We start from the raw sequence: 21,890 nt of genomic DNA, 5'->3' as shown, positions 1-21,890 counted from the left end.
GCATAGAATATTTTTTGTTACATAGGAAAGTTTGGAGAACTATCCTATGTAACAAGATAAATCCAGAACGGAGGGATTCATTTGGCATATATCACTTTTGCGGCCATTGACGTGGGGTCGGATGCGCTCAATATGAAAATATTTGAGATTTCCGGTAAGGCCGTGATCAAAGAATTAGATCAGATCCGGCATGAAATACCCCTCGGAGCCGAGACTTATATCCACGGCAAAATCAGCCGGAATACCATTGACGAAATGTGCGAAGTACTTTCCGGTTTTACCCTGAAAATGCAGGAGTACGGCGTATCCGCCTACACTGCGTATGCGACCAGCGCCATCCGGGAAGCATCGAATAATATTATGCTGCTGGAGCAGGTAAAGCTCCGCACCGGCCTGAAAGTAAAAATCGTCAGCAACTCGGAACAGCGCTTCCTGTCCTATAAAGCCATTGCCCTGGGAGATGAATTTTTCCAGAGGGCGATCAAAAAAGGAACGGCCATTGTGGATGTCAGTGCGGGCAGTATACAGATTTCCCTCATGGATAAGGAAGCTCTGATCCTGACGCAGAATATCAAGGTAGGATCGCTGCGCATGCGGGAAGTTCTGGCATCCCTGGAACCTCAGACCGCCGACTTTACCAATCTGATTTCCGAGTATCTGAACAATGATCTGACCACCTTTCGGAGCCTCTTTCTGAAAGATACCCGGATTAAGAATATGATCGCCCACTGCGACTATCTGTACAATTTGAAAAACTTTCTGCCCCGCGGCGGGGAACAGTCCTACCTGGAGAAAGAAGAATTCCTGGACATCTGTTCCAGGCTCCTGAAAATGTCCCCCAATCAGCTTGCCCAATTGATCAAGATACCCAGAGAGCAGGCCACGTTACTCCTTCCCACTCTTACCATCTATTACAAACTGTTTGAGTATATGGATGCGGAGCGGATCTGGTTTTCATCGGTCACTCTCTGTGACGGAATCGCGATCGAATACGCAGAAAAAAAGGAAAAGGCTGTCCTGGCCAGAGACTTTACCGCAGATATCCTGGCCGCAACACGTAATATAGCGAGACGGTACGAATGTAACCGGCGTCATACCGATCAGGTGGAATATATTGCTCTGCGTATATTTGATGTGGTGGGCAAAAGGTTCGGCCTGAATAAACGTGACCGGCTGCTCCTGCAGATCGCGGTCATCCTCCACAACTGCGGGGAATTTATTAATATGAACAAAGTTCCTCAGAACTCCTATAATATTATCATGTCCACGGAAATTATCGGTCTCTCCCATCAGGAGAGAGAGCTGTGCGCCAATATCGTGCGATATGATGCAGATAATTTCCCGAAATACACGGCCATTATCGACGGCCTGGACCGTGAAACCTACATGAAAGTAGCTCAGCTCACGGCCATTCTGCGGCTGGCGAATATTCTGGACAAAAGCCACCTTCAGAAATTCCCGGAAGTGAAAGTATCGTTAAAGGGGGACCGGCTGCAGATTCTGGTTACTACCTTCCAGGATATTACCCTGGAAAAAGGCCTGTTCAAACCAAAAGGAGATTTCTTTGAGGAAGTTTACGGGCTCCGTCCCGTCCTGAAAGAAAAAAGAAGAGTATAAAATATACAGATAAGGAGTTATGCAAAGTTATGGCACAAAAAATAGATTTTCAGGCTCCGGAAAACTTCTGGAACCGCGAATTAAGCTGGATTGAATTTAATTCCCGGGTTCTCTCCGAGGCCAGGGATAAAGCGATCCCTCTGTTGGAGCGGCTGAAATTTTTAAGCATCACTGCCTCGAACCTGGACGAATTTTTTATGATCCGTGTCGCCTCCCTCCGGGATATGGTAAACGCCGATTATACCAAGAGGGATATCGCCGGCCTCACCCCGATGGAACAGCTGGAACAGATCAATATTAAGACCCATGAGTTTGTAGCCAGCCAGTACAGTACTTACAACCGTTCTTTCCTGCCCCAGCTGAAATTGCAGAATATCCATGCGGTATCTCATTTTGAGGATCTGACGCCGGAGCAGAGTGAATTCGTGGACCGGTATTTTCAGGATACGGTTTATCCGGTACTTACCCCTATGGCAGTAGATTCCTCCCGTCCGTTCCCTCTGATTCGGAATAAAACGCTGAACATCGGAGCATTGATCCAGGATATCAAGTCGGACAGGGAATATGAATTTGCTACCGTTCAGGTTCCAGCCGTACTGCCCCGGATTGTTCCTCTGCCCAATGCCGACGGAGAAGAGGGCTTTACGTTTATTCTTCTGGAGCAGTTAATCGAAAAGAATATTCAAAAGCTGTTTTTAAATTATAAAGTAATCTGCGCCTATCCATACCGGATCATGAGGAATGCCGATTTAACCATTGATGAGGAAGAAGCGGCCGATCTGCTCATGGAGATCGAAAAGCAGCTGAAGAAACGTCAGTGGGGTGAAGTAATCCGGCTGGAAGTGGAGGAAGGAATCAACAAACAGCTGCTGAAAATTCTCAGAAGAGAACTGGGTGTGAAGGAAAGTGATGTCTTTAAAATCAACGGCCCTCTGGATCTGACCTTCCTGATGAAACTCCATGGTCTGAAAGGATTCTCCCATCTTCGTGAGAAAGCCTTCCTGCCTCAGCCCGTGATGGCTCTGGAAACCAGGGATGGAGAAGATATTTTCGCCAAGATCCGTCAGGGAGATATTCTGCTGCACCATCCATACCAGACCTTTGATCCGGTGGTGGATTTTGTCCGCCAGGCTGCCAGGGATAAAGATGTCCTTGCGATCAAGCAGACTCTTTACCGGGTCAGCAGCAATTCCCCGATCATCGCCTCGTTAGCCCAGGCTGCTGAAAATGGGAAGCAGGTCACGGTTCTGGTCGAACTGAAAGCCCGGTTTGATGAGGAGAATAATATTCTGTGGGCCAGAAAGCTGGAACAGGCGGGCTGCCATGTTATCTATGGCCTGCTGGGCCTGAAAACTCACAGCAAGATTACCCTGGTTGTCCGGAAGGAAGACGACGGTATCCGCCGTTATGTCCATCTGGGAACCGGAAACTATAATGATTCCACCGCCAAACTCTACACCGATACCGGTCTGCTGACCTGTTCCGTGCCCATCGGCGAGGATGCAACGGCAGTCTTTAATATGCTCTCCGGCTACTCGGAGCCGGCGTCCTGGAGAAGACTTGCTATCGCACCCCTCTGGCTTCGGGACCGTTTTCTCTCCCTGATCCGCCGGGAGGCAGAAAACGCCAGGGCCGGGAAACCCGCCAGGATCATCGCGAAGATGAACTCTCTCTGCGATCCGATCATTATATCGGCCCTCTATGAAGCATCCCATGCGGGGGTCTCCATCTCTCTGATCATCCGCGGTATCTGCTGCCTGAAAACAGGGATTCCCCAGATCAGTGAAACTATTACCGTTCATTCCATCGTGGGAACCTTCCTGGAGCATGCCAGAATCTTTTATTTCGAGAATAACGGCAGCAGTGAAATTTATATGGGAAGTGCGGACTGGATGCCCAGAAATTTAGATAAGCGGGTAGAGATTCTCTTCCCGATTGAAGATGAGCACCTGAAAAAACAGGTCATGGAAATCCTGACGGTCCAGCTGGCGGACAATGTAAAAGCCCAGATTCTCCAGCCGGACGGTTCCTATGAAAAGATTGACAAGCGCGGAAAAGTTCTGGTGAATTCTCAGGATTATTTCTGTCAGAAAGCCATTCATGAAAATAAGCTTCGCAAAGAGCTGGAAGAAGATGAAGCGGTTCATATTTTTGTGCCCTTAACCCATGAGAGCATTGATATGGTTGACGATGTGGATTAAACAGCTTATGCCGCAAAACAATCAAACCGGACTGCTAAAAAAGCAGTCCGGTTTCTATTTTATTCACAAATATAGTGTTACTATCTTAACGTCTTTTATCTGCTATACTTCCGGTTCATAGACCCAGAATTCTCCATCTACCTCAACTAAAATCCAGTCTCCGTCCCACTCATAAACTGACATATCGGCTGTACCTTCCCCGCTATCCATCTTCATGTCTTCGTTCAGGCTGCCTATCCTGGTCAGGTTTTCCTCCTGAACCGCTTCCGGAGACTCCGACGCCAGGCTGTAGCTCTTTCCTCCGAATTCAATCTGCTGCCGGGGCTGCATCACATTGCCCGCATCCTGAGCCGTATCCTGCTCCAGTTCTCCCTTTTCTTCCAGCTCTGATGTTACACTGTCAGAGGCTCCGCTGTCTGCTTCGGATTTGCTCTGATCAATAGAATTTTCCATATTCTCCATAGGCGCATCCTTCCGGGCCGGAGTGAGAATCCGATAAGCACCTGCCAAAATCACAATGCCCAGGCAGGCCGCGGCTAAAATTCCTGCGAACGCCCTTCTGTATCCGTGCGAACCCCTTCTCTCATGCGTTTGGGGCTGCTGCGCATAGTCTTCTCCGGAGCTTTCTGCCTCCTGCATTTTCGCTTTCGTCCGTTCCATCAGAGACGCCCCTGCGCCGATCCGGTCATTCGCCTTCTTGTAGGAGTCCATCGCCCTGGCATAATCAAATGTACTGTTTTTTTCTGACCACTCTGCCATATCAGCCACGCCCCTTTCCAGAATTATCCGCATCCTCTGATTTTTTCAGTTCCTTTTCCAAAAGCCGTCTTCCCCGAAAGAGAAGAGATTTTACCGTATCCTCTTTGCAGCCCAGCACTTGGGCAATCCAGAGCACCGGCATCTGCTCATAATAAAACAGATGGATCACATCCCGGTATTTGACAGGCAGGTTTAAAACAGCCAGGTAAGTTTCATTCTCCAGCTTTGTTTCAATCCCTCCCAGCGCACCGTCCGTCAGTCTGCTCAAATCATCCATCGTACACACACGCCGTCGCCAGGCGCTTGTCAGCAGAGTATTGCTGCAGTTGATCGTCACCCGGAGAAGCCATGCTTTCCGGTGTTCCTCACTCTCAAAGGGCTTGGAATTCATCATATATTTAACGAAAACGTCCTGATAGACATCCTCCGCGTCTTCTTTTTTTCTCGTTCGTGCCAGGGCGACCTTATATACCATATCGCCATACTGCTCCAACACTTCATCAATCCGATCGTTCATGCCGCGGCTGCCGCCCTCCTCTCAATCTTAATACTTCGCATATCACCAAAAAGTTGCGTATGTAAAAACGGAAGCTGTCTTATAAAAAGGCGGCTCCCGTTCTGATTCTTTGTTCAGTCTTATGCAATTTTGGATTTGGCAACTTCCGCCAATGCGGTAAATCCTTCCGCATCACTCACTGCCAGCTCAGCCAGTATTTTTCTGTTGATATCAATCTCAGCTAATTTCAAACCATACATAAATTTGCTGTAGGAAAGGCCGTTCATTCTTGCAGCAGCATTGATTCTTGCGATCCAAAGCTGTCTGAACTGTCTCTTTCTCTCTTTTCTACCTGAAAAAGATGTATTCAGAGCGCGCATTACAGACTGCTTTGCTACTCTGTACTGTTTGGATCTGGCACCTCTGTACCCTTTTGCTAATTTTAAAACTCTATTATGTCTTTTTCTGGCGTTCATTCCGCCTTTTACTCTTGCCATAATTTAACTCCTCCTTGAAACCTTACAGATATGGTAAAATCTTCTTCATATTCTTTACATTAGTAGCATCAGTAATTGTAGCTTTTCTAAGATTTCTCTTTCTCTTCTGAGATTTCTTCGTTAAGATATGGCTCTTATATGCTTTCATTCTTTTTAACTTACCTGTACCTGTTTTTTTGAATCGTTTCGCAGCGGCCCTGCTTGTCTTCATTTTTGGCATGATGGTTCCTCCTTCATTATTCTTCGACAGCCTTCTCCACAGGGAGAGGCCATTCGCCATGAATCCTTATAATTTCTGTAAAACGCTCAGCATCACTGAGCCATCAGACTATCCGTATCACCGGATACCCTTCTATGTTAACGTTTTTGTGTTAAAAACATTATCATACTTCTTCCTTCCAGCTTCGGCGGTTTATCCACAACAGAAATATCCTGTACCAGACTGTAAAACTTATCCAGAATCTTTTTGCCGCTGGCCATATGCGCCATCTCTCTTCCGCGGAAACGGAGTGCAACCTTAACCCGGTCCCCTTTATCCAGGAACTTTCTGGCCTGACTTACCTTCGTATTCAAGTCATTCTCATCAATATTGGGAGACAATCTGATCTCTTTTACTTCCGTGACCTTCTGTTTCTTCTTGGCATCCTTTTCTTTTCTGGCAAGCTCATATTTGTACTTACCATAGTCAATGATTTTACACACCGGCGGTTTTGCTGTGGGAGCTATCTTAACCAAATCAAGATTGGCTTCCTGAGCCAGTTTGTATGCATCTCTTGCGGACAAAATACCCAACTGCTCTCCGTTCTCACCGATCAAACGGACTTCCCTGTCTCTGATCTGCTCATTAATCATTAATTCGCTAATTGTAGTGCACCTCCATAAATTCTTCCATCTCCGGGTTGAGCTGTGCGTTTCGGATATATTAGTAAAATAAAAAAATGCGGATAACAAGTATCCACATCCATTCTGAACAGAAAACCTCCAAAAGGCATCTGCCGTCTACGAATATTAACCCGAGTCATCTCGAACATCTCTGTTCTTATGCTGAGGTGAGAGTGGACACTCTGCTTTGTTTTCCAAATACGTTCACAGCACTATTTATTATAAAGTACCATACATCATATGTCAATAGGGATATTTTATAACTTCGAGTCATGCTGAATTAAAATAGAAACGCCGATCGGAAGCTTGCTTCCGGAGAGGCAGTTTCTATTTTAATTCTATGTGACGACAGTCACATAGCGAATAAACGCTGCGCGTTTGTGAGCTTGCATGACTCGTATAACATATACACCACAGAATCCAAGCAGAAACGCCGATCGGAAGCTTGCTTCCGGAGAAGCAGTTTCTATTTTAATTCTATGTGACGACAGTCACATAGCGAATAAACGCTGCGCGTTTGTGAGCTTGCATGACTCGATTAATATCTAACTTCTATTTCTCTTCTACTTCTATTTTCCTGATTTCCTTTGTCCGGATCTCCTTACAGATATCAGAAATAAACTCCGCCAGTGCTTTCTGTCCCTCGTCGCCCTTAAACCGGCTTCTCACGGACACTACCTTCTCTTCTTCCTCTTTCTGCCCCACAATCAGCATATAAGGAACTCGGGCCAGTCTGGTCTCACGGATCTTGTAGCCGATCTTCTCGCTTCTCTCATCCACCGTACAGAGAATGCCATTCTCTTTCATCTCTGCAGCAACCTGATTCGCATAGTCATGGTATTTTTCGGAGATAGGAAGCACTCTTACCTGTTCCGGACAGAGCCAGGTCGGGAACAATCCGGCATATTTTTCAATCAGCCATGCCAGGGTTCTCTCATAACAGCCCATTGAAGTTCTGTGGATAATATAAGGCCGTTTCTTCTCCCCGTCTGCATCCGTAAAGCTCATATCAAAACGTTCCGCCAGGAACATATCCAGCTGGATCGTAATCATCGTATCTTCTTTGCCGTAAACATTTTTCGCCTGGATATCCAGCTTCGGGCCGTAGAACGCAGCTTCGCCCTCTGCTTCCGTAAATTTCACTCCCAGATGATTTAAGATCTGGCGCATCTTATCCTGGACATCATTCCAGGTCTCTTCGTTGCCCAGGTACTTATCCTGATGATTGGGGTCCCATTTGGAGAACCGATAGGTCACATCCTCCTCCAGCCCCAAAGTCCGCAGACAGTACATCGCAAGGTCCAGACATCCCTTGAATTCCTCATCAATCTGATCCGGTCTGACCACCAGATGTCCCTCGGAAATCGTAAACTGGCGCACGCGTGTCAGCCCGTGCATTTCCCCGGACTCCTCATTTCTGAAAAGCGTTGAAGTCTCACCGTAACGGCACGGCAGATCCCGGTAGCTCTTCGGACTCTGTTTATAGACATAATACTGGAACGGACAGGTCATCGGACGGAGTGCAAATACTTCTGACTCCGGATCTTCCTCATCTCCCAGCACAAACATTCCTTCTTTATAGTGGCCCCAGTGATCGGAAATGACATACAAGTCTTTCTTTGCCATGAGCGGAGTCTTGGTTCTCATATAGCCCCGTTTCTCTTCCTCATCCTCGATCCACCTCTGCAGGGTCTGTATCATCTTGGCGCCCTTGGGCATCAGAAGGGGCAGTCCCTGTCCGATCACATCCACTGTAGTAAAGAGTTCCATCTCCCTGCCCAGTTTATTGTGATCTCTCTTCTTTACCTCTGCCAGATAATTTAAGTACTCTTCCAGCTCGGCTTTCTTGGTGTAAGCGGTACCGTATACTCTTGTCAGCATTTTATTTTTCTCACTGCCTCTCCAGTACGCACCGGAGGATGAGGTTAATTTAAATGCTTTCAGCGGCTTGGTGCTCATCAGATGAGGCCCCGCGCACAGATCGGTAAAATCTCCCTGGCTGTAGAAGGAAATAACTGCATCTTCCGGAAGATCCTGAATTAGCTCTACTTTGTAAGGCTCCCCCTTTTCCTGCATAAAGGCAATCGCCTCTTCTCTTGGCAGGGTAAAGCGGGTAATTTCCTTCCCTTCTTTAATAATTTTCTTCATCTCAGCTTCGATCTTATCCAGTGCAGCCCGGTCCAGACTTTCGCAGTCAAAATCATAGTAAAATCCGGTGTCAATCGAAGGCCCGATTGCAAGCTTTGCCTCCGGATAAAGACGTTTAACCGCCTCGGCCAGTACATGGGACGCGGTGTGGCGGTAAGCCGCCTTTCCGGCCTCATCCTCAAAGGTAAGAATATTCAGCTGGCAGTCCTGATCTACCACTGTTCTCAGATCCACAACTTTGCCGTCAATCTCTCCCGCACAGGCAACCCTGGCAAGCCCCTCGCTTAAATCAGCCGCGATGTCAATGACGGACATCTCTTTATCATATTCTTTTACTGATCCATCCTTTAATGTTATCTTCATGATTTCCCTCCATAATAAATTCATTTATACAAATCTCTTCCGCCGGAATAAGTTGAAAGTTTGGAGAACTTTCCCATGCAATAAAAAACCCGTCTCTTTCGGCAGTTCAATCTGTCAAAAGGGACGGGAATATTCCCGCGGTTCCACCCTCGTTGGTATCATAATACCCGGCTTCATTCAGATGATAACGGAATCACCGGGCTCATTCAGCCACTCCAAGATGGTTTTCAAACCATTCCGAAGGAGATGTCGCACCAACCCATCCCTCTCTGCACTTCTTCTCTGGTCCTACTCTTCTCTTCAACGTTTTTTATTATTTAAATTGCACTACTAATTATATCATCGTCAGATCGTTTGTCAAGCAGGGGCTGCCCGCCGGTTTTCTCCCGGCAGGAAGGCTTCTCCCGCTCTATGCCCTAAGCTTTTTCTCCATAATATAATCATCCATCACAAAGCCATTGCCGATATCCGCCACCTGGGTCCGCATAACCTCAAAACCCTTCTTTTTATAGACGGCTATCGTATGGTCATTATACCGGTTTACCGTGAGCCAGATCGCATTCAGCCCCCTCGCAAGGCACAGTCCTTCCAGAAAAGCAAAGGCTTGGCTTGCAAATCCTCTCCCTCTGTACTCTTTTTTCAGATACAGCTTACTGAGAAAAAGCTTACCCTCATCGCCGTCACTGCGGATTCCTGTATAGCCGATATCCGTTCCATCCAGTCTCATAAAAAAATACTCGTATCCCTGATGTTCCACCTGATCTGTCATAGCCGGGTAAGACTGAAATTTCTCAACCATATAATCAATCTGCTCCGGAGTCAGAATGGAAACGAAAAATTCGTGCCACACTTCATTCGCAATTTCTGCCAGATGGTGCAGGGAAGCCTCTCCCTGTACCGGTATGAATTCAAGCGCCATGCTGTCATTCCTTCTTTCTGTCTAATTTACTCCTCTGTCTGTTTCAGAAGAACCCGATCTATAATATCAGCAGCATCCAGTACCAGCTGTGCACAGGGACGTTTTTCATAAAATTCCTTGTTTCTTTCATCCGGTTTTGTATTGGATGTATCCTCATTCTCGTCCAGCCCCAGCAATTCCCGACAGACAATACTTCCCGCTGTCTCCCTGAACTCATTCACCATCTGCTGAACCACTGCGTAGTTGTGCTGCTTTGCCTCTTTATCCGCGCTGTCCGTGCTTCCGGTTGCCAGTCCTGCCACCATGCACATACCGGTTACCGCTCCGCAGGCTCCTCTCATACGCCCGATTCCTCCTCCAAAGGAAGAAGCAACCCGAAGCGCTGTCTCCTCATCCACGCCAAACAGATCGCTGTACGCCGCAAATACGGCCTGTGAGCAGTTATACCCCTGTTTAAATAAACTGTCAACCTTTGCTTTTCTCGATGTCATTTTCATTCTCCTCTCTTTCTGTCACATTATATATTTTTAATCTTTTATAAATCTCATTGCTCAGAATACCTACCACCAGGCCCGTTACCACTCCTGATACCAGAAGCACCGGAAAATACCCCATCAGGCTCCTGCTCTTTAAGACCACAATAGCAACAAGCAGCTGGCCCACATTGTGAAACACGCCGCCTGCTATGCTGACGCCCAGCATAGAAAACAAACCTGTCTTTTTCAGCACTGCCATTACACAAAAACTTAGGAGGCCTCCGCCCAGGCTGTAAAGAGCTGACGCCATGCCTCCAAATGTAAATCCGGCCAGAAGAATCCGGATAATCATCAAAATAAACGCATCTCTTGCCGACATCAGATATAACGCCGTCATAATGACAATATTGGCCAGGCCCAGCTTGATTCCCGGCACCGGCACCGGCAGTGGAAAAATGCTCTCCAGAAATCCGAACAAAAAGGCCAGCGCAATCAAAAGACCATAGGTAGATATTTTTTTCGCCACAGGCTCACTCCCCTTCAATCTGTACAATAACCTTATTCGGAAGACATACCAGCATCTGACCGTCTCCCTTGATCTTTCCCTGCTTCACGCACAATTTGTCCGGGCAGTCCGCTGACTCCATATATACTTCCCCCGCTTCGATAACCAGGACATTTTCTCCTGTTCCGCTATAGATTATCTCTCGCCGGTCCTCCTTTAGGGAATATCGTCCCTTCTCCGTTCCATCTATGTATACAACTGCTTCCTGTCCCGGTCCAAGCCACCCTTTGCCGAGAAATATCATTCCGGTGAACAGGGCCGCAGCCAGTATGACACCGGCCAGAATCCAGTCGTTTCGACGCTTTTTATTCATCTGCTGCTCCCAATATATTAAGTGCCCCTACGGAAAGCTGAAACTAGCCTCTTCGTGGCCTTTACGGGTTGCTTTCCTCTGGCTTCGCTTACGGAAAGCTGAAACTAGCCTCTTCGTGGCTTTTACGGGTTGCTTTCCTCTGGCTTCGCTTACGGAAAGCTGAAACTAGCCTCTTCGTGGCTTTTACGGGTTGCTTTCCTCTGGCTTCGCTTACGGAAAGCTGAAACTAGCCTCTTCGTGGCCTTTACGGGTTGCTTTCCTCTGGCTTCGCCTACGGAAAGCTGAAACTAGCCTCTTCGAGGCTAGTTTCATCATACCATATTGGGTCGATACTTGTCATAAGTTTATAGAAATTTTCCTTTTCTTTTTCCAGGAAAGGAATTATAATTAAAAAAAGGAACATACTAATTTCTGGAAAGGAAGATGATTATGAAAAAATTTTTCAAATTTGTCGCCGGAACCGTATCCGTTGCAGCCATTGCTGGTGCTGTCGTTTACTTTTTGAATAAAAGAGCTGCTAATGACCATTTGTATGATGAAGATTTTGATGATGACCCGGATGATGAAGACGACGATGACGATGCAGGTGATCGGGGTTATGTAACTCTGCAGGCGGAAGAAGAAGCTCTTGAGGAAGCACTGGATCAGCTGACGGATGAACTGGAAGATGAGACAGATGCTGTTCCTGATAATGACGGCGAAGAGAAACCGGCCGCAGAATAATACTGTATGGAAAAAGACCGGACTCATAAGAGTAAAATTTACGAGGTGCTGCAAATGCGGCACCTCGTTTTCTGTCTAACCTTTCTGTTTCCACTTTATTCAAGTACGCCTCGGCGTACTTGCTGCGAGCCGCACATCATGCTTTGCATGACATCATACATCTGTGCGGCTCTGCATTCCGCTGGAGGCTTTATCTTGGAAGGAGACTGGGCTCCCACCAAGACAAATTTGTTATTTACTCACCACCTATAGAGGGGGAGTCTTATCTACTTCCATGATAAAAAAGCAGAATTGATAATCACAAGGACTGATCCTGCATTATGTACCAGAGCTCCCACAACAGGATTTAAAATGCCGGATATCGCCAGTGCAATCGCTGTAAAATTCAATGCCATAGAGAATACGAGATTGTATCGGATTGTCCGCATCATTTTCTGCGCCAGACAGATCAGATGAGGCAGCTCTTTGATATCGTCATTGATCAGCGCAATGTCGGCGGCTTCCACGGCGATATCACTTCCGATCCCTCCCATGGCAATTCCCACATAGGCATGTTTCAGCGCAGGCGCGTCGTTAATTCCATCTCCGATCATACAGACATTCTGATGTCCTTTCTGACAGGAATCAATCCATTTTAATTTATCTTCCGGCAGACATTCCGCCCTTACTTCGCTTATTCCCAGCTGCTCTGCAATCGTTTGCGCGGCATTTTCATGATCGCCGGTTAGAAGCACAGGGTCAATGCCTGCTTTCTTTATCCGGGATATGACATCCCCCGCATCTTTTCTCAGTGTATCTGACAGGGCGATAAAACCAACCGGCTGTTCACCGGCTGAAAGATAAATAACCGTACAGCCCCTGTTCAGGTAATACACTGCCTCAAGCCGCTCTTCTTTACCCGGTCCGGCATTCCCTTCTTCCATCATTTCCAGGTTTCCCGCGGCAATCTGCTGCCCGTCAATGATTCCTTTCACACCACGGCCCGGAATCATCTGAAATTGCTCTGCCGGCAGCAGGTCACAGTCACTGTCCGCCTGATACCCGGACACCACCGCTTTGCCCAGAGGGTGTTCCGAATAATGCTCCAGACTCGCCGCGTACCTGTATAGCCGTTCTTCTGTCCAGCCGGGCAAATAACTCCGAACGCTGATTACCTCCGGTTTTCCGCAGGTCAGCGTTCCGGTTTTGTCAAATGTGATCTTTGTGACTTGTGCCAGGCGTTCCAGTGCATCTCCCTCTTTCACAAGAAATCCATGTTTCGTTCCGTTTCCAATTGCCGCCATAACTGCTGTAGGGGTGGCAAGTACCAGGGAGCAGGGGCAAAACACTACCAGTATTGTGACCGCACGTATTACCTCGCCGGTGAATATCCAGGTAAGCGCCGCGGAGGCCAGCGCAGTCACAACAATCCAGGTAGCCCATCGGTCCGCAATCCCTACAATCTTCGCTTTCCCTGCATCGGCGGACTGGACCAGACGGATCATTCGCTGGATCGAACTGTCCTCGCCTACTTTTCCAGCTTTCATATCAAAAGTGCCGAACTGATTTGCCGTCCCGCTGAGCACTTCATCGCCGGCACGTTTATCCACCGGCATAGATTCTCCCGTCATAACCGCCTGATTAATCGACGTTTCTCCTGACACAATCTCACCATCCACCGGCACTGTCTCACCTGGCAGGACACGTACTATATCCCCTACCCTGACTTCCTCCGCAGGAATGATCGTCTCTTTTCCGGCTTCCAGTCGGCGCGCTGTCCTGGGCGTGAGGTGCACAAGTTTTTCAATGCCTGCTCTTGCTCTGGCAACCGTCAGCTCTTCCAGCAGTGCGCCAAGCTGCATGATAAAGGCTACCTCCCCGGCGGCAAATATCTCACCGATAAAAACCGATGCAATCAGTGCAATTGATACAAGCACATCCGCTTTTATGTCAAACGCGGTGACAAGCCCGATTACCGCTTCTAATATAATCGGAACACCACACAGAATTATCGCAGCCCATGCTGCGTGGAAGGGCAGGGAGAACAGATCGAAGAGACTGATGAGCAGCGACACACCTGAGATCACCAAAAAAATGATCTCCTTCTTCACTCCTCCCCATTCTAAAAATCGTTCCAGCTTCTTCATGTACACCGCCTTTCTATACCCATACGGGTATGGGTAGCTATAATAGTAAATTATAGACAAATGAGCTCTCATTTGTCAAGAAAGACGCTATAAATAATGCATTTATCCAAAATACAATCCGGATGCCTGCGCACCCGGATTCTCATCACTTAAGTCATATTGGAAAATCGTTCTACTGCTTTTGTAAAACTCTCAATTGTTTTATCCGCATCCCCGTGTTCTATCCCATCCCGCACACAGTGCTGAATATGTCCTTCCAGCACAATCTGCCCAACCTTGTGCAGCGCAGATTTAGCAGCGTTGATCTGGGACAGTACATCTTCACAGGGTACGTCCTCATCTACCATCCGGTCAATCGCCTGTACCTGTCCGATAATTTTTTTCAGACGGCGATGTAAATTATCCGCATCCATACATTGCTTCATATCAGCACCTCCTTGCCTAGATACCTTAAGGGGTATAAGTATATTATCCGGATATCACTATCATTTGTCAAGGCATCCAGACCTGAACCGATTCATTCTTAAGCCATGTTCCATGAAGTATCCAGAAATGGAGAACAAAGCGTAGTCAGCTTCGCTGACGTTCTCCTTTTACGCGAGTGCGCACACGCAATTGCGCATAGAATATTTTTTGTTACATCGGAACGTTTGGAGAACGTTCCGATGTAACAAAAAATCCCGAAGAGAACGTTCTCTCTTCGGGATTCCTTATCTACGCCAGCTTCCTGGCCAGTTCATACATATAATTGCTGACATCTTTTTCCATCGCCAGCGCTTCATCAATATCATAGTTTACATAGTCACCGTTGCGGTATGCAACAATCCGGTTCGTCATCCCCTGCTCCAGCAGGTCTACTGCAATAGACCCCATCATAGAAGCATAAACCCGGTCTTTGCAGGTGGGACTTCCACCTCTCTGGATATGGCCGATAATCGTCGCTCTGGTCTCAATTCCAGTCTCTTCCTCTATGATCCAGGCAATTTTCTCCGTATTTCCGATACCCTCTGCATTTACAATAATGTGATTTCTCTTGCCTTCGGCTTTTCTCTGTTTAATATGCTTGATAATGCGGTCAAAGTTGCCGTCAAACCGCTCATTAATCAGAATGTCTTCCGCTCCTGCGGCGATTCCGCAGTAAAGAGCGATATAGCCGGCTTTTCTGCCCATTACTTCCACGATACTGCAGCGTTCATGGGATGTAGAGGTATCTCTCAGCTTATCAATCGCCTCCATAGCGGTATTACAGGCGGTATCAAAACCGATTGTATATTCTGTGCAGGCAATATCCAGATCAATCGTACCGGGAACCCCGATGGTATTGATTCCATTTGCCGCCAGTTTCTGAGCTCCGCGGAAGGAACCGTCTCCGCCGATCACAACAATACCGTCAATTCCGTGCTTTCTGCAAATATCCGCCCCCAGCTTCTGTCCTTCTTCCGTCAGGAAACGTTTGCAGCGCGCGGTATACAGCATCGTGCCGCCCCGGTTTACTATTTCACAGACACATTCCGCATCCATATCGATAATTTCTTCATCCAGGAGGCCTGCGTAGCCTCTCATGATTCCTTTTACTTTAATTCCCTTTGATAAGGCAGCACGAACCACCGAACGAATCGCCGCATTCATACCTGGTGCATCCCCGCCGCTGGTTAAAACTCCTATAGTAGATACGCTACCTGCCATAATAAAAGTACCCCCTGTCTAAACTATAAACGCATCAAAACATCCTAACTATACTATGGTTTTCCAGAAAATTCAACATATTTTTCACATGGATCACCTGGAAAAGTGAAAAACACGAAAGAAAGGCTGCGTTTCCTTTCGTATTTCTTCCTATATACAAGTATCGTGTTATTACGCTCGCTGCACTCGACTATTTTTTGTGCGTCGGTCCCTCATTCCATAAAAATAAGGGGGTCCTCCTCAATCGCTCAGCTATTTTTATTTCACTTTGATATTATCCGCTCCGAACCGGCTCTTCAGCAGCTCCATCACCGGCGCGTCCACCCGGATACTCCGGCTCCTGGGCAGCCGTTTTACCGCCCGCTCCGCCTTGCAGAACACACAGACTCCATCTGTTCCGTCATAAGGTGATAAAACGTCATATAATTCCTGTTCTCTGCGTAGAAATTCCTCTTTGCTGGAAAACTGAATCCACACTTCCTTCGGCACATCCTCAAACTCTGTCAATTCTTCCAGGATCAGTTTTGCGTCTTTTTCTTCTTCTACGTTTACTCTTCCCTTAACAAATACTTTTTTATCCACTTCCATTTTCGATTTATATTTTTCATAGACTCTGGGGAACACAATCACTTCTGTATTACCATATAAATCCTCGATTGTGATAAATGCCATCATATCATTGTTTCTGGTGGTCTTCAGCGTTTTTCCGGAGATCAGGCCTCCGATTATCACCTTTTCCCCTTCCTTTACCTTGGTCTCTCCCGCTTCATCGTCATACAGGAAGTCTGCCGTCGTATTGCTGATATGTCTTTTCCAGATGCCTTCCACTTCCTCCAGCGGATGACCGCTTACATAGATTCCCAGCACTTCCTTTTCAAAGGCAAGCCGCTCCTCCTTGGTATACTCCTCCACATTGGGGAAGGAAATCTCAAACTGATCTTTTTCTTCTTCCCCCACCAGATCAAAGAGTGACATCTGCCCGGACATATTGTTCTTCTTCTCCTGGTTCACCTGATCCAGAAGCTGGACATAAATCTGCATCTTCTGTTTCCGGTTTCCGGGAAGGGAGTCCACGCTGCCTGATTTAATAAAATTCTCCAGCGTCTTTTTATTCAGTTCTTTTCCCGACATTCTGCGGACCAGGTCATACATAGTGGTAAAGGGGCCTTTTTCTTCCCTCTCCCTGACCAGAGCTGATATGACAGGCCGCCCCAGCCCTTTCACCGCACAGAGAGCGTACCGTATCGAATTGCCCGATACGGAAAACTCTACCTCGCCCTCATTGATATCCGGCGGCAGGATCTCGATTCCCATCTGCCGGCAGGACATGATATATTCCGTTACTTTATTATTATTGTCAATCACCGATGTAAGAAGCGCCGCCATAAAGGCCACCGGATAATAATATTTCAAATAGGCTGTCTGATATGCCACGACCGCATAGGCTGCCGCATGGGACTTGTTGAATGCATATTTGGCAAAGTCAATCATCTCATCAAAAATATGGTTGGCAACTGCCTCCGGGATGCCGTTCGCAATACATCCGGGCACTCCCTCCTCCTCATTTCCATAGACGAAATTCTTTCGTTCTTTCTCCATGACGGCCGTCTTCTTCTTGGACATGGCACGGCGCACCAGATCGCTTCTGCCATAGCTGTATCCTGCCAGTTCACGCACAATCTCCATAACCTGCTCCTGGTACACGATACACCCATAGGTAGGGGATAAAATCGGCTCCAGCTTCGGGTCCTCATAAGCGATGCTGCTCCGGTCATTTTTCCATTTGATATAGCGTGGAATAAAGTCCATCGGACCGGGACGGTACAGGGAGATACCGGCGATAATATCTTCCAGGTTCTCCGGCTTCAGCTCTTTCATGAAGTTCTTCATACCGGCGCTCTCCAGCTGGAATACGCCGTCGGTCCTGCCGGTTCCCAGCATCTCATATACGGCAGAATCTTCATAGTCCACATCGTCCAGATCAAATCCCGCCAGCCTGGATGCATTCTGTATCACCGTCAGGGTTCTCAGGCCCAGGAAATCCATCTTAAGCAGGCCCAGCTCTTCCAGGGTTGTCATCGTATACTGGGTAGTGATCGTATCGTCAGCAGCCTTGGACAGCGGGACATATTCATCCACCGCATCCCGGCTGATCACCACGCCCGCGGCATGCATGGAGGTATGTCTGGGCAGTCCCTCCAGACGTTTGGACATATCAATCAGTTCCTGCGCTTTGGGATCACTTTCACACAGCTCTCTCAGTTCCCGGTTCATCGTCAGCGCCTTGTCTATGGTCATCCCCAGATCACCAGGTATCATCTTGGCAATGGAATCCACATAGGAGTAGGGCAGATCCAGAGCCCGTCCCACATCCCGGATCACAGCCTTGGCCGCCATCGTTCCGAATGTGACAATCTGCACTACCCGGTCCTTGCCGTATTTTTCCATGACATATTCGATCACTTCCGGCCTTCTGTTAAAGCAGAAATCAATATCAATATCCGGCATGGTCAGACGCTCCGGATTAAGAAAACGCTCAAACAGCAGATTATATTTGATCGGGTCGATATCGGTAATCCGCAGAGAGTAAGCCACTATACTTCCTGCCGCAGAGCCTCTGCCCGGCCCTACGATAATATCATTGTCCTTGGCAAACTTTATAAAATCCCACACGATCAGAAAATAGTCGGCAAATCCCATATTGATGATCGTGCTGATCTCATACTCCATCCGGTCAATCAGATCCTGTCCCGGCTGATCATATCGCAATCGAAGACCTTCATAACAAAGCTTGCGCAAATATTCTTCCGAGGTGTACCCCTCCGGAACATCGTACCGGGGCAATTTATAATTCCCGAACTCAATCTCCACCTGGCAGCGGTCCGCAATTTTCTGAGTATTGGCGAGCGCTTCTTTCGCATAGGGAAACAATGCCTCCATCTCCTCCGGAGACTTCATATAAAACTGTCCGCCCTCATATCTCATTCTGTTTTCATCGGTTACCTTCTTCTGGGTCTGAATGCACAGAAGGACATCGTGAGACTGGACATCGCTGTCAAATGTATAGTGAATATCGTTGGTGGCCACCATGGGAATCCCTGTCTCCTCGTGAATCCGGAGAATCCCCTGATTAACGTTTTTCTGCTCCTGCAGACCATGATCCTGCAGCTCCAGAAAGAAATTACCATCCCCAAATACCTGGTTCAGATGCAGGGCGGCCTTTTTCGCCTCCTCATAAAAACCCCGGCGCAGCTGCATGGCAACTTCACCGGCCAGACAGGCGCTGAGCGCAATGATCCCCTCGTGATACTGTTTAAGTATCTCGTAGTCCACCCTCGGTTTATAATAAAATCCTTCGGTAAAGCCCCGTGAAACGATTTTCATCAGATTGGAATAGCCCTTGTTATTCTCCGCAAGCAGCACCAGATGATTGTAACGGTCATCCGACGTGCCCCCTGGCTCCCGGTCAAATCTGGAACTGGGCGCCACATAGATTTCACAGCCGATAATTGGCTTAATTCCGGCTTCTCTGGCCGCTTTATAAAAATCAATCACACCGTACATGACGCCATGATCGGTAATGGCAAGACTGTTCATTCCCAATTCCCGGGCTCTTGCCACCATCTCTTCGATCTTTCCGGAGCCATCCAGCAGACTGTATTCCGTATGCACATGTAAATGAGTAAATTCCATATACGCACTGTCCTCCATTCTGGCTTTTATCATATCATTTTTCCAGTCTGTTTTCCAGCCGCAAATAAATTTCACATCCCATGCCGGCAGACAAAAACCCCCATACGGCCAGTCCGGATGAATCCGAATTACCCGTATGGGGGTTTTATTACAAGAAGCCGGTTCGCCAAACCCACCGGCATCTGATTCACAAGAATGTTTCCCTCAACAGAACACTCCTTGTTTACGCAACCTAACGACTATTATTCGGGCAGCAGATTTTTCCACCGCACTCTAGCCTCATCCGGCACGTATTACTTATCACTGCTCAAATATTTCTCAATATTCTCAATCGCAGCCACTTCATCCGCGCCCTCAGCTGAAACGGTTACTTCCTCCCCGGAAGCCAGCCCCAGTGTCATCATGCCCATAATGCTCTTGGCATTGACTTTTCTGTTTCCGCTGACCACATAGATGTTGCTGTCATACTGGCTTGCTACCTGTACCAGCAGAGCAACAGGCCTTACTTCCATTCCGGTCGGAATTTTAATCGTAATGTTTCTTGTCACCATTACCGACATCCTCCTTCTGCTGCCTTATCGTATCCGCGATCATGCTCAGTTTGCGCAGTCTGTGGTTCACCCCGGACTTGCTGATCGGCGGATTTAATAAAGCGCCTAGCTCCTTCAATGATGCGTCCGGCTGCTCAATCCGAAGTACCGCGATTTCTCTCAGTCCCTCCGACAGATTTCCGAACCCGGCAGAATTTTTGATGTACCAAATGTCATCAATCTGCTTTCCTGCAGCCTGTACGGTCTTGTTGATATTCGCAGCCTCACAGTTGACCTGACGATTGATGGAATTGCGCATTTCCTTCACAATTCTCACATTTTCCAGATCCATCAGGGCCACATGTGCTTCCATAATATTCAACAAATCGACCAGCTGTTCTCCCTCTTTTACATAAACAACAAAATACTTCTTACGCTGCACAATCTTTGCATCAATCCCAAAAGAACAGATTATCTGCTGAAGCTGTACAGCCTTTGGTCTGGCTGGCGTTACAATCTCAAAATGGTAGGCCTTCTCCGGATTACTGATAGATCCAGCCGATAAAAACGCGCCTCTGATGAAGGCACGTTTACAGCATGTACTCTGGATGATCAGATTATTCACAGACGGCAGCTTCTCCCCGGAAGTCCTTCCCTGTATCTCCCCATCTTCATCCAGCAGTTTAACAGCTTGTAGTATTTTCAATGACTGTACCGGATCGCCGATTACCAACGTATACAGCATTCCCTTTTTCTGGGTCGCATTCCCCCGCACGGAAATCTCCACAGCGCAGTGGAATGTTTTCCTAATTAACATAAAGTATTTTCTTGCTACTGTCAAGTTCTCCGTATGAATTTTTATGAAATATTCGTTTTTCCCGGAAACACATACACGGCCGCACATACTGATAATCGCAGCCATCTCAGCCAGCCGGCAGTGTCTGGCAGCCGGCAGCTGCCGCGAAAGTTCTTCTTTCACCTTCTGTGAAAACGATATCATGCAGTCCATGTCCTTTCTAATTTTTCTCCATATCCCGGTGATCCAGTTTAACCCGGCAGCCCGTCTTTTCCAGCCTTCCGGCGATCCCGTTCGCAATGGTAACAGAACGGTGCTTCCCTCCGGTACAGCCGATGGCAACCACAAGGCTGTTCTTCCCTTCCTTTATATAGAGCGGAACCAGGAACAAAAGCATATCATCCAGTTTATCCAGAAACTGTGCTCCGTCCCCTGACGACATCACGTAGGAAGAAACCTCCTGTTCATTGCCCGTCCTGTGCTTTAACTCACTGACATAAAACGGATTGGGAAGAAAACGGACATCAAATACCAGATCCGCATCCAGCGGAATACCGTACTTAAACCCAAAAGACATAACCGAAATATTAAAGCTCGTATAACTGTCTTCCTGAGAAATAATCTTATCAATCTCTTCCTTCAGTTCCCGGACCAGCAGCTGACTGGTATCCACAATGTAATTTGCCTGCTGTTTCAAAAAGGCCAGTTTCTCCCTCTCCAGCTCAATAGCCTGATCAATCCGTCCAAACTCCGACAGAGGATGGGTTCTTCTGGTCTCTTTAAATCGTTTCACAAGAATATTCGTATCCGCATCCAGGAACAAAATCTCATAAGAATACCCTTTCAGGACCAGCTCTTTTAAAACCTCTTCCAGTTCCTCCAGAGGCTCATTGCTTCTGATATCCACACCCAGAGCCGCCAGCTCCATATTCTCCGCCTTGTCAAAAGCCAGCTCCGCAAACTTGGGAATCAGCTGGATCGGCAGATTGTCCACACAAAAAAAGCCCATATCCTCCAGCATCTTCAGCACAGAGCTCTTTCCCGAGCCGGACATTCCCGTAACAATCATAAAACGCATGGCAATTCCCTTCCATATAATG

At 47.5% G+C, this 21,890-nt stretch carries 20 protein-coding genes and 1 other annotated feature; of the genes, 3 read left to right on the top strand and 17 right to left on the bottom strand.

The window, feature by feature from the left end:
* The first annotated feature begins 81 nt into the window (after positions 1–81).
* On the top strand, positions 82–1,617 hold the full coding sequence (locus ABCW47_RS03140; RefSeq protein WP_343208409.1) for a Ppx/GppA phosphatase family protein: 1,536 nt from the start codon (positions 82–84) through the stop codon (positions 1,615–1,617).
* Positions 1,618–1,646: 29 nt separating this feature from the next.
* Complete coding sequence (locus ABCW47_RS03135; RefSeq protein WP_343208408.1) at positions 1,647–3,818, top strand: RNA degradosome polyphosphate kinase; 2,172 nt, start codon at positions 1,647–1,649, stop codon at positions 3,816–3,818.
* A 102-nt stretch (positions 3,819–3,920) separates the two neighbouring features.
* On the opposite strand, the gene ABCW47_RS03130 is transcribed toward ABCW47_RS03135, so the two are convergent.
* The 10 genes from ABCW47_RS03130 to ABCW47_RS03085 form a co-directional block, all read right to left on the bottom strand.
* The gene (locus ABCW47_RS03130; protein ID WP_343208407.1) at positions 3,921–4,577 is read right to left on the bottom strand and encodes a hypothetical protein; all 657 of its coding nucleotides are present in this window, start codon (positions 4,575–4,577) and stop codon (positions 3,921–3,923) included.
* A 1-nt stretch (position 4,578) separates the two neighbouring features.
* On the bottom strand, positions 4,579–5,094 hold the full coding sequence (locus tag ABCW47_RS03125; protein WP_343208406.1) for a sigma-70 family RNA polymerase sigma factor: 516 nt from the start codon (positions 5,092–5,094) through the stop codon (positions 4,579–4,581).
* A 119-nt stretch (positions 5,095–5,213) separates the two neighbouring features.
* Positions 5,214–5,570 (bottom strand): 50S ribosomal protein L20, encoded by a 357-nt coding sequence (gene rplT / locus ABCW47_RS03120; RefSeq protein WP_343208405.1) that lies wholly within the window; start codon positions 5,568–5,570, stop codon positions 5,214–5,216.
* A 22-nt stretch (positions 5,571–5,592) separates the two neighbouring features.
* Entirely contained in the window at positions 5,593–5,790 is a 198-nt protein-coding gene (rpmI, locus tag ABCW47_RS03115; protein WP_343208404.1) for a 50S ribosomal protein L35, read from the bottom strand.
* Positions 5,791–5,927: 137 nt separating this feature from the next.
* Complete coding sequence (infC, locus tag ABCW47_RS03110) at positions 5,928–6,422, bottom strand: translation initiation factor IF-3 (protein WP_343208403.1); 495 nt, start codon at positions 6,420–6,422, stop codon at positions 5,928–5,930.
* 582 nt (positions 6,423–7,004) lie between these two features.
* Positions 7,005–8,963: a threonine--tRNA ligase gene (thrS, locus tag ABCW47_RS03105; protein ID WP_343208402.1), complete on the bottom strand. Its 1,959-nt coding sequence runs from the start codon at positions 8,961–8,963 to the stop codon at positions 7,005–7,007.
* A 116-nt stretch (positions 8,964–9,079) separates the two neighbouring features.
* Positions 9,080–9,276 (bottom strand) — a binding site (T-box leader).
* Positions 9,277–9,372: 96 nt separating this feature from the next.
* On the bottom strand, positions 9,373–9,882 hold the full coding sequence (locus ABCW47_RS03100; RefSeq protein ID WP_343208401.1) for a GNAT family N-acetyltransferase: 510 nt from the start codon (positions 9,880–9,882) through the stop codon (positions 9,373–9,375).
* Between the two features lie 26 nt (positions 9,883–9,908).
* Positions 9,909–10,373 carry a C-GCAxxG-C-C family protein gene (locus ABCW47_RS03095; RefSeq protein ID WP_343208400.1) on the bottom strand — a complete coding sequence of 155 codons (465 nt, stop codon included), beginning with the start codon at positions 10,371–10,373 and terminating at the stop codon, positions 9,909–9,911.
* A complete protein-coding gene (locus ABCW47_RS03090) occupies positions 10,348–10,884 on the bottom strand; it encodes a Gx transporter family protein (RefSeq protein ID WP_343208399.1) in 537 nt (178 codons plus the stop codon). Before ABCW47_RS03090 ends, ABCW47_RS03095 begins: the two co-directional genes overlap by 26 nt.
* A gap of 4 nt (positions 10,885–10,888) precedes the next feature.
* Entirely contained in the window at positions 10,889–11,236 is a 348-nt protein-coding gene (locus ABCW47_RS03085) for a NusG domain II-containing protein (RefSeq protein WP_343208398.1), read from the bottom strand.
* Positions 11,237–11,665: 429 nt separating this feature from the next.
* Between ABCW47_RS03085 and ABCW47_RS03080 the strand changes: the two genes are divergently transcribed.
* Positions 11,666–11,959 (top strand): hypothetical protein, encoded by a 294-nt coding sequence (locus ABCW47_RS03080; RefSeq protein WP_343208397.1) that lies wholly within the window; start codon positions 11,666–11,668, stop codon positions 11,957–11,959.
* A gap of 266 nt (positions 11,960–12,225) precedes the next feature.
* Here ABCW47_RS03080 and ABCW47_RS03075 read toward each other — a convergent pair whose 3' ends face one another.
* From ABCW47_RS03075 to rapZ, 7 genes are all read right to left on the bottom strand, one after another.
* Positions 12,226–14,085, bottom strand: coding sequence for a heavy metal translocating P-type ATPase (locus ABCW47_RS03075; RefSeq protein WP_343208396.1), 1,860 nt, complete (start codon positions 14,083–14,085; stop codon positions 12,226–12,228).
* 149 nt (positions 14,086–14,234) lie between these two features.
* On the bottom strand, positions 14,235–14,510 hold the full coding sequence (locus tag ABCW47_RS03070; RefSeq protein WP_343208395.1) for a metal-sensing transcriptional repressor: 276 nt from the start codon (positions 14,508–14,510) through the stop codon (positions 14,235–14,237).
* Positions 14,511–14,799: 289 nt separating this feature from the next.
* Complete coding sequence (pfkA, locus tag ABCW47_RS03065) at positions 14,800–15,771, bottom strand: 6-phosphofructokinase (protein WP_343208394.1); 972 nt, start codon at positions 15,769–15,771, stop codon at positions 14,800–14,802.
* A gap of 258 nt (positions 15,772–16,029) precedes the next feature.
* Positions 16,030–19,464: a DNA polymerase III subunit alpha gene (locus ABCW47_RS03060; protein WP_343209578.1), complete on the bottom strand. Its 3,435-nt coding sequence runs from the start codon at positions 19,462–19,464 to the stop codon at positions 16,030–16,032.
* A 293-nt stretch (positions 19,465–19,757) separates the two neighbouring features.
* Entirely contained in the window at positions 19,758–20,015 is a 258-nt protein-coding gene (locus ABCW47_RS03055; RefSeq protein WP_343208393.1) for an HPr family phosphocarrier protein, read from the bottom strand.
* A complete protein-coding gene (gene whiA / locus ABCW47_RS03050) occupies positions 19,990–20,991 on the bottom strand; it encodes a DNA-binding protein WhiA (RefSeq protein ID WP_343209577.1) in 1,002 nt (333 codons plus the stop codon). Before whiA ends, ABCW47_RS03055 begins: the two co-directional genes overlap by 26 nt.
* A 19-nt stretch (positions 20,992–21,010) precedes the next feature.
* Positions 21,011–21,868 (bottom strand): RNase adapter RapZ, encoded by an 858-nt coding sequence (rapZ, locus tag ABCW47_RS03045; protein ID WP_343208392.1) that lies wholly within the window; start codon positions 21,866–21,868, stop codon positions 21,011–21,013.
* Positions 21,869–21,890 lie beyond the last annotated feature (22 nt).

Origin of the sequence: Anaerolentibacter hominis, assembly GCF_032380675.1 — a bacterium.
Lineage (GTDB): Bacteria > Bacillota > Clostridia > Lachnospirales > Lachnospiraceae > Anaerolentibacter > Anaerolentibacter hominis.
Note: the sequence above shows the minus strand (reverse complement) of the source record. Positions and strands in the feature narration are given on the sequence as shown.

Coding starts and splice junctions, on each gene's coding strand:
- ABCW47_RS03135 (WP_343208408.1), top strand. CDS start 1,647: ATGGCACAAAAAATAGATTTTCAGGCTCCGGAAAACTTCTGGAACCGC.
- ABCW47_RS03130 (WP_343208407.1), bottom strand. CDS start 4,577: ATGGCAGAGTGGTCAGAAAAAAACAGTACATTTGATTATGCCAGGGCG.
- ABCW47_RS03125 (WP_343208406.1), bottom strand. CDS start 5,094: ATGAACGATCGGATTGATGAAGTGTTGGAGCAGTATGGCGATATGGTA.
- rplT (WP_343208405.1), bottom strand. CDS start 5,570: ATGGCAAGAGTAAAAGGCGGAATGAACGCCAGAAAAAGACATAATAGA.
- rpmI (WP_343208404.1), bottom strand. CDS start 5,790: ATGCCAAAAATGAAGACAAGCAGGGCCGCTGCGAAACGATTCAAAAAA.
- infC (WP_343208403.1), bottom strand. CDS start 6,422: ATGATTAATGAGCAGATCAGAGACAGGGAAGTCCGTTTGATCGGTGAG.
- thrS (WP_343208402.1), bottom strand. CDS start 8,963: ATGAAGATAACATTAAAGGATGGATCAGTAAAAGAATATGATAAAGAG.
- ABCW47_RS03100 (WP_343208401.1), bottom strand. CDS start 9,882: ATGGCGCTTGAATTCATACCGGTACAGGGAGAGGCTTCCCTGCACCAT.
- ABCW47_RS03095 (WP_343208400.1), bottom strand. CDS start 10,373: ATGACATCGAGAAAAGCAAAGGTTGACAGTTTATTTAAACAGGGGTAT.
- ABCW47_RS03085 (WP_343208398.1), bottom strand. CDS start 11,236: ATGAATAAAAAGCGTCGAAACGACTGGATTCTGGCCGGTGTCATACTG.
- ABCW47_RS03080 (WP_343208397.1), top strand. CDS start 11,666: ATGAAAAAATTTTTCAAATTTGTCGCCGGAACCGTATCCGTTGCAGCC.
- ABCW47_RS03075 (WP_343208396.1), bottom strand. CDS start 14,085: ATGAAGAAGCTGGAACGATTTTTAGAATGGGGAGGAGTGAAGAAGGAG.
- ABCW47_RS03070 (WP_343208395.1), bottom strand. CDS start 14,510: ATGAAGCAATGTATGGATGCGGATAATTTACATCGCCGTCTGAAAAAA.
- pfkA (WP_343208394.1), bottom strand. CDS start 15,771: ATGGCAGGTAGCGTATCTACTATAGGAGTTTTAACCAGCGGCGGGGAT.
- ABCW47_RS03060 (WP_343209578.1), bottom strand. CDS start 19,464: ATGGAATTTACTCATTTACATGTGCATACGGAATACAGTCTGCTGGAT.
- ABCW47_RS03055 (WP_343208393.1), bottom strand. CDS start 20,015: ATGGTGACAAGAAACATTACGATTAAAATTCCGACCGGAATGGAAGTA.
- rapZ (WP_343208392.1), bottom strand. CDS start 21,868: ATGCGTTTTATGATTGTTACGGGAATGTCCGGCTCGGGAAAGAGCTCT.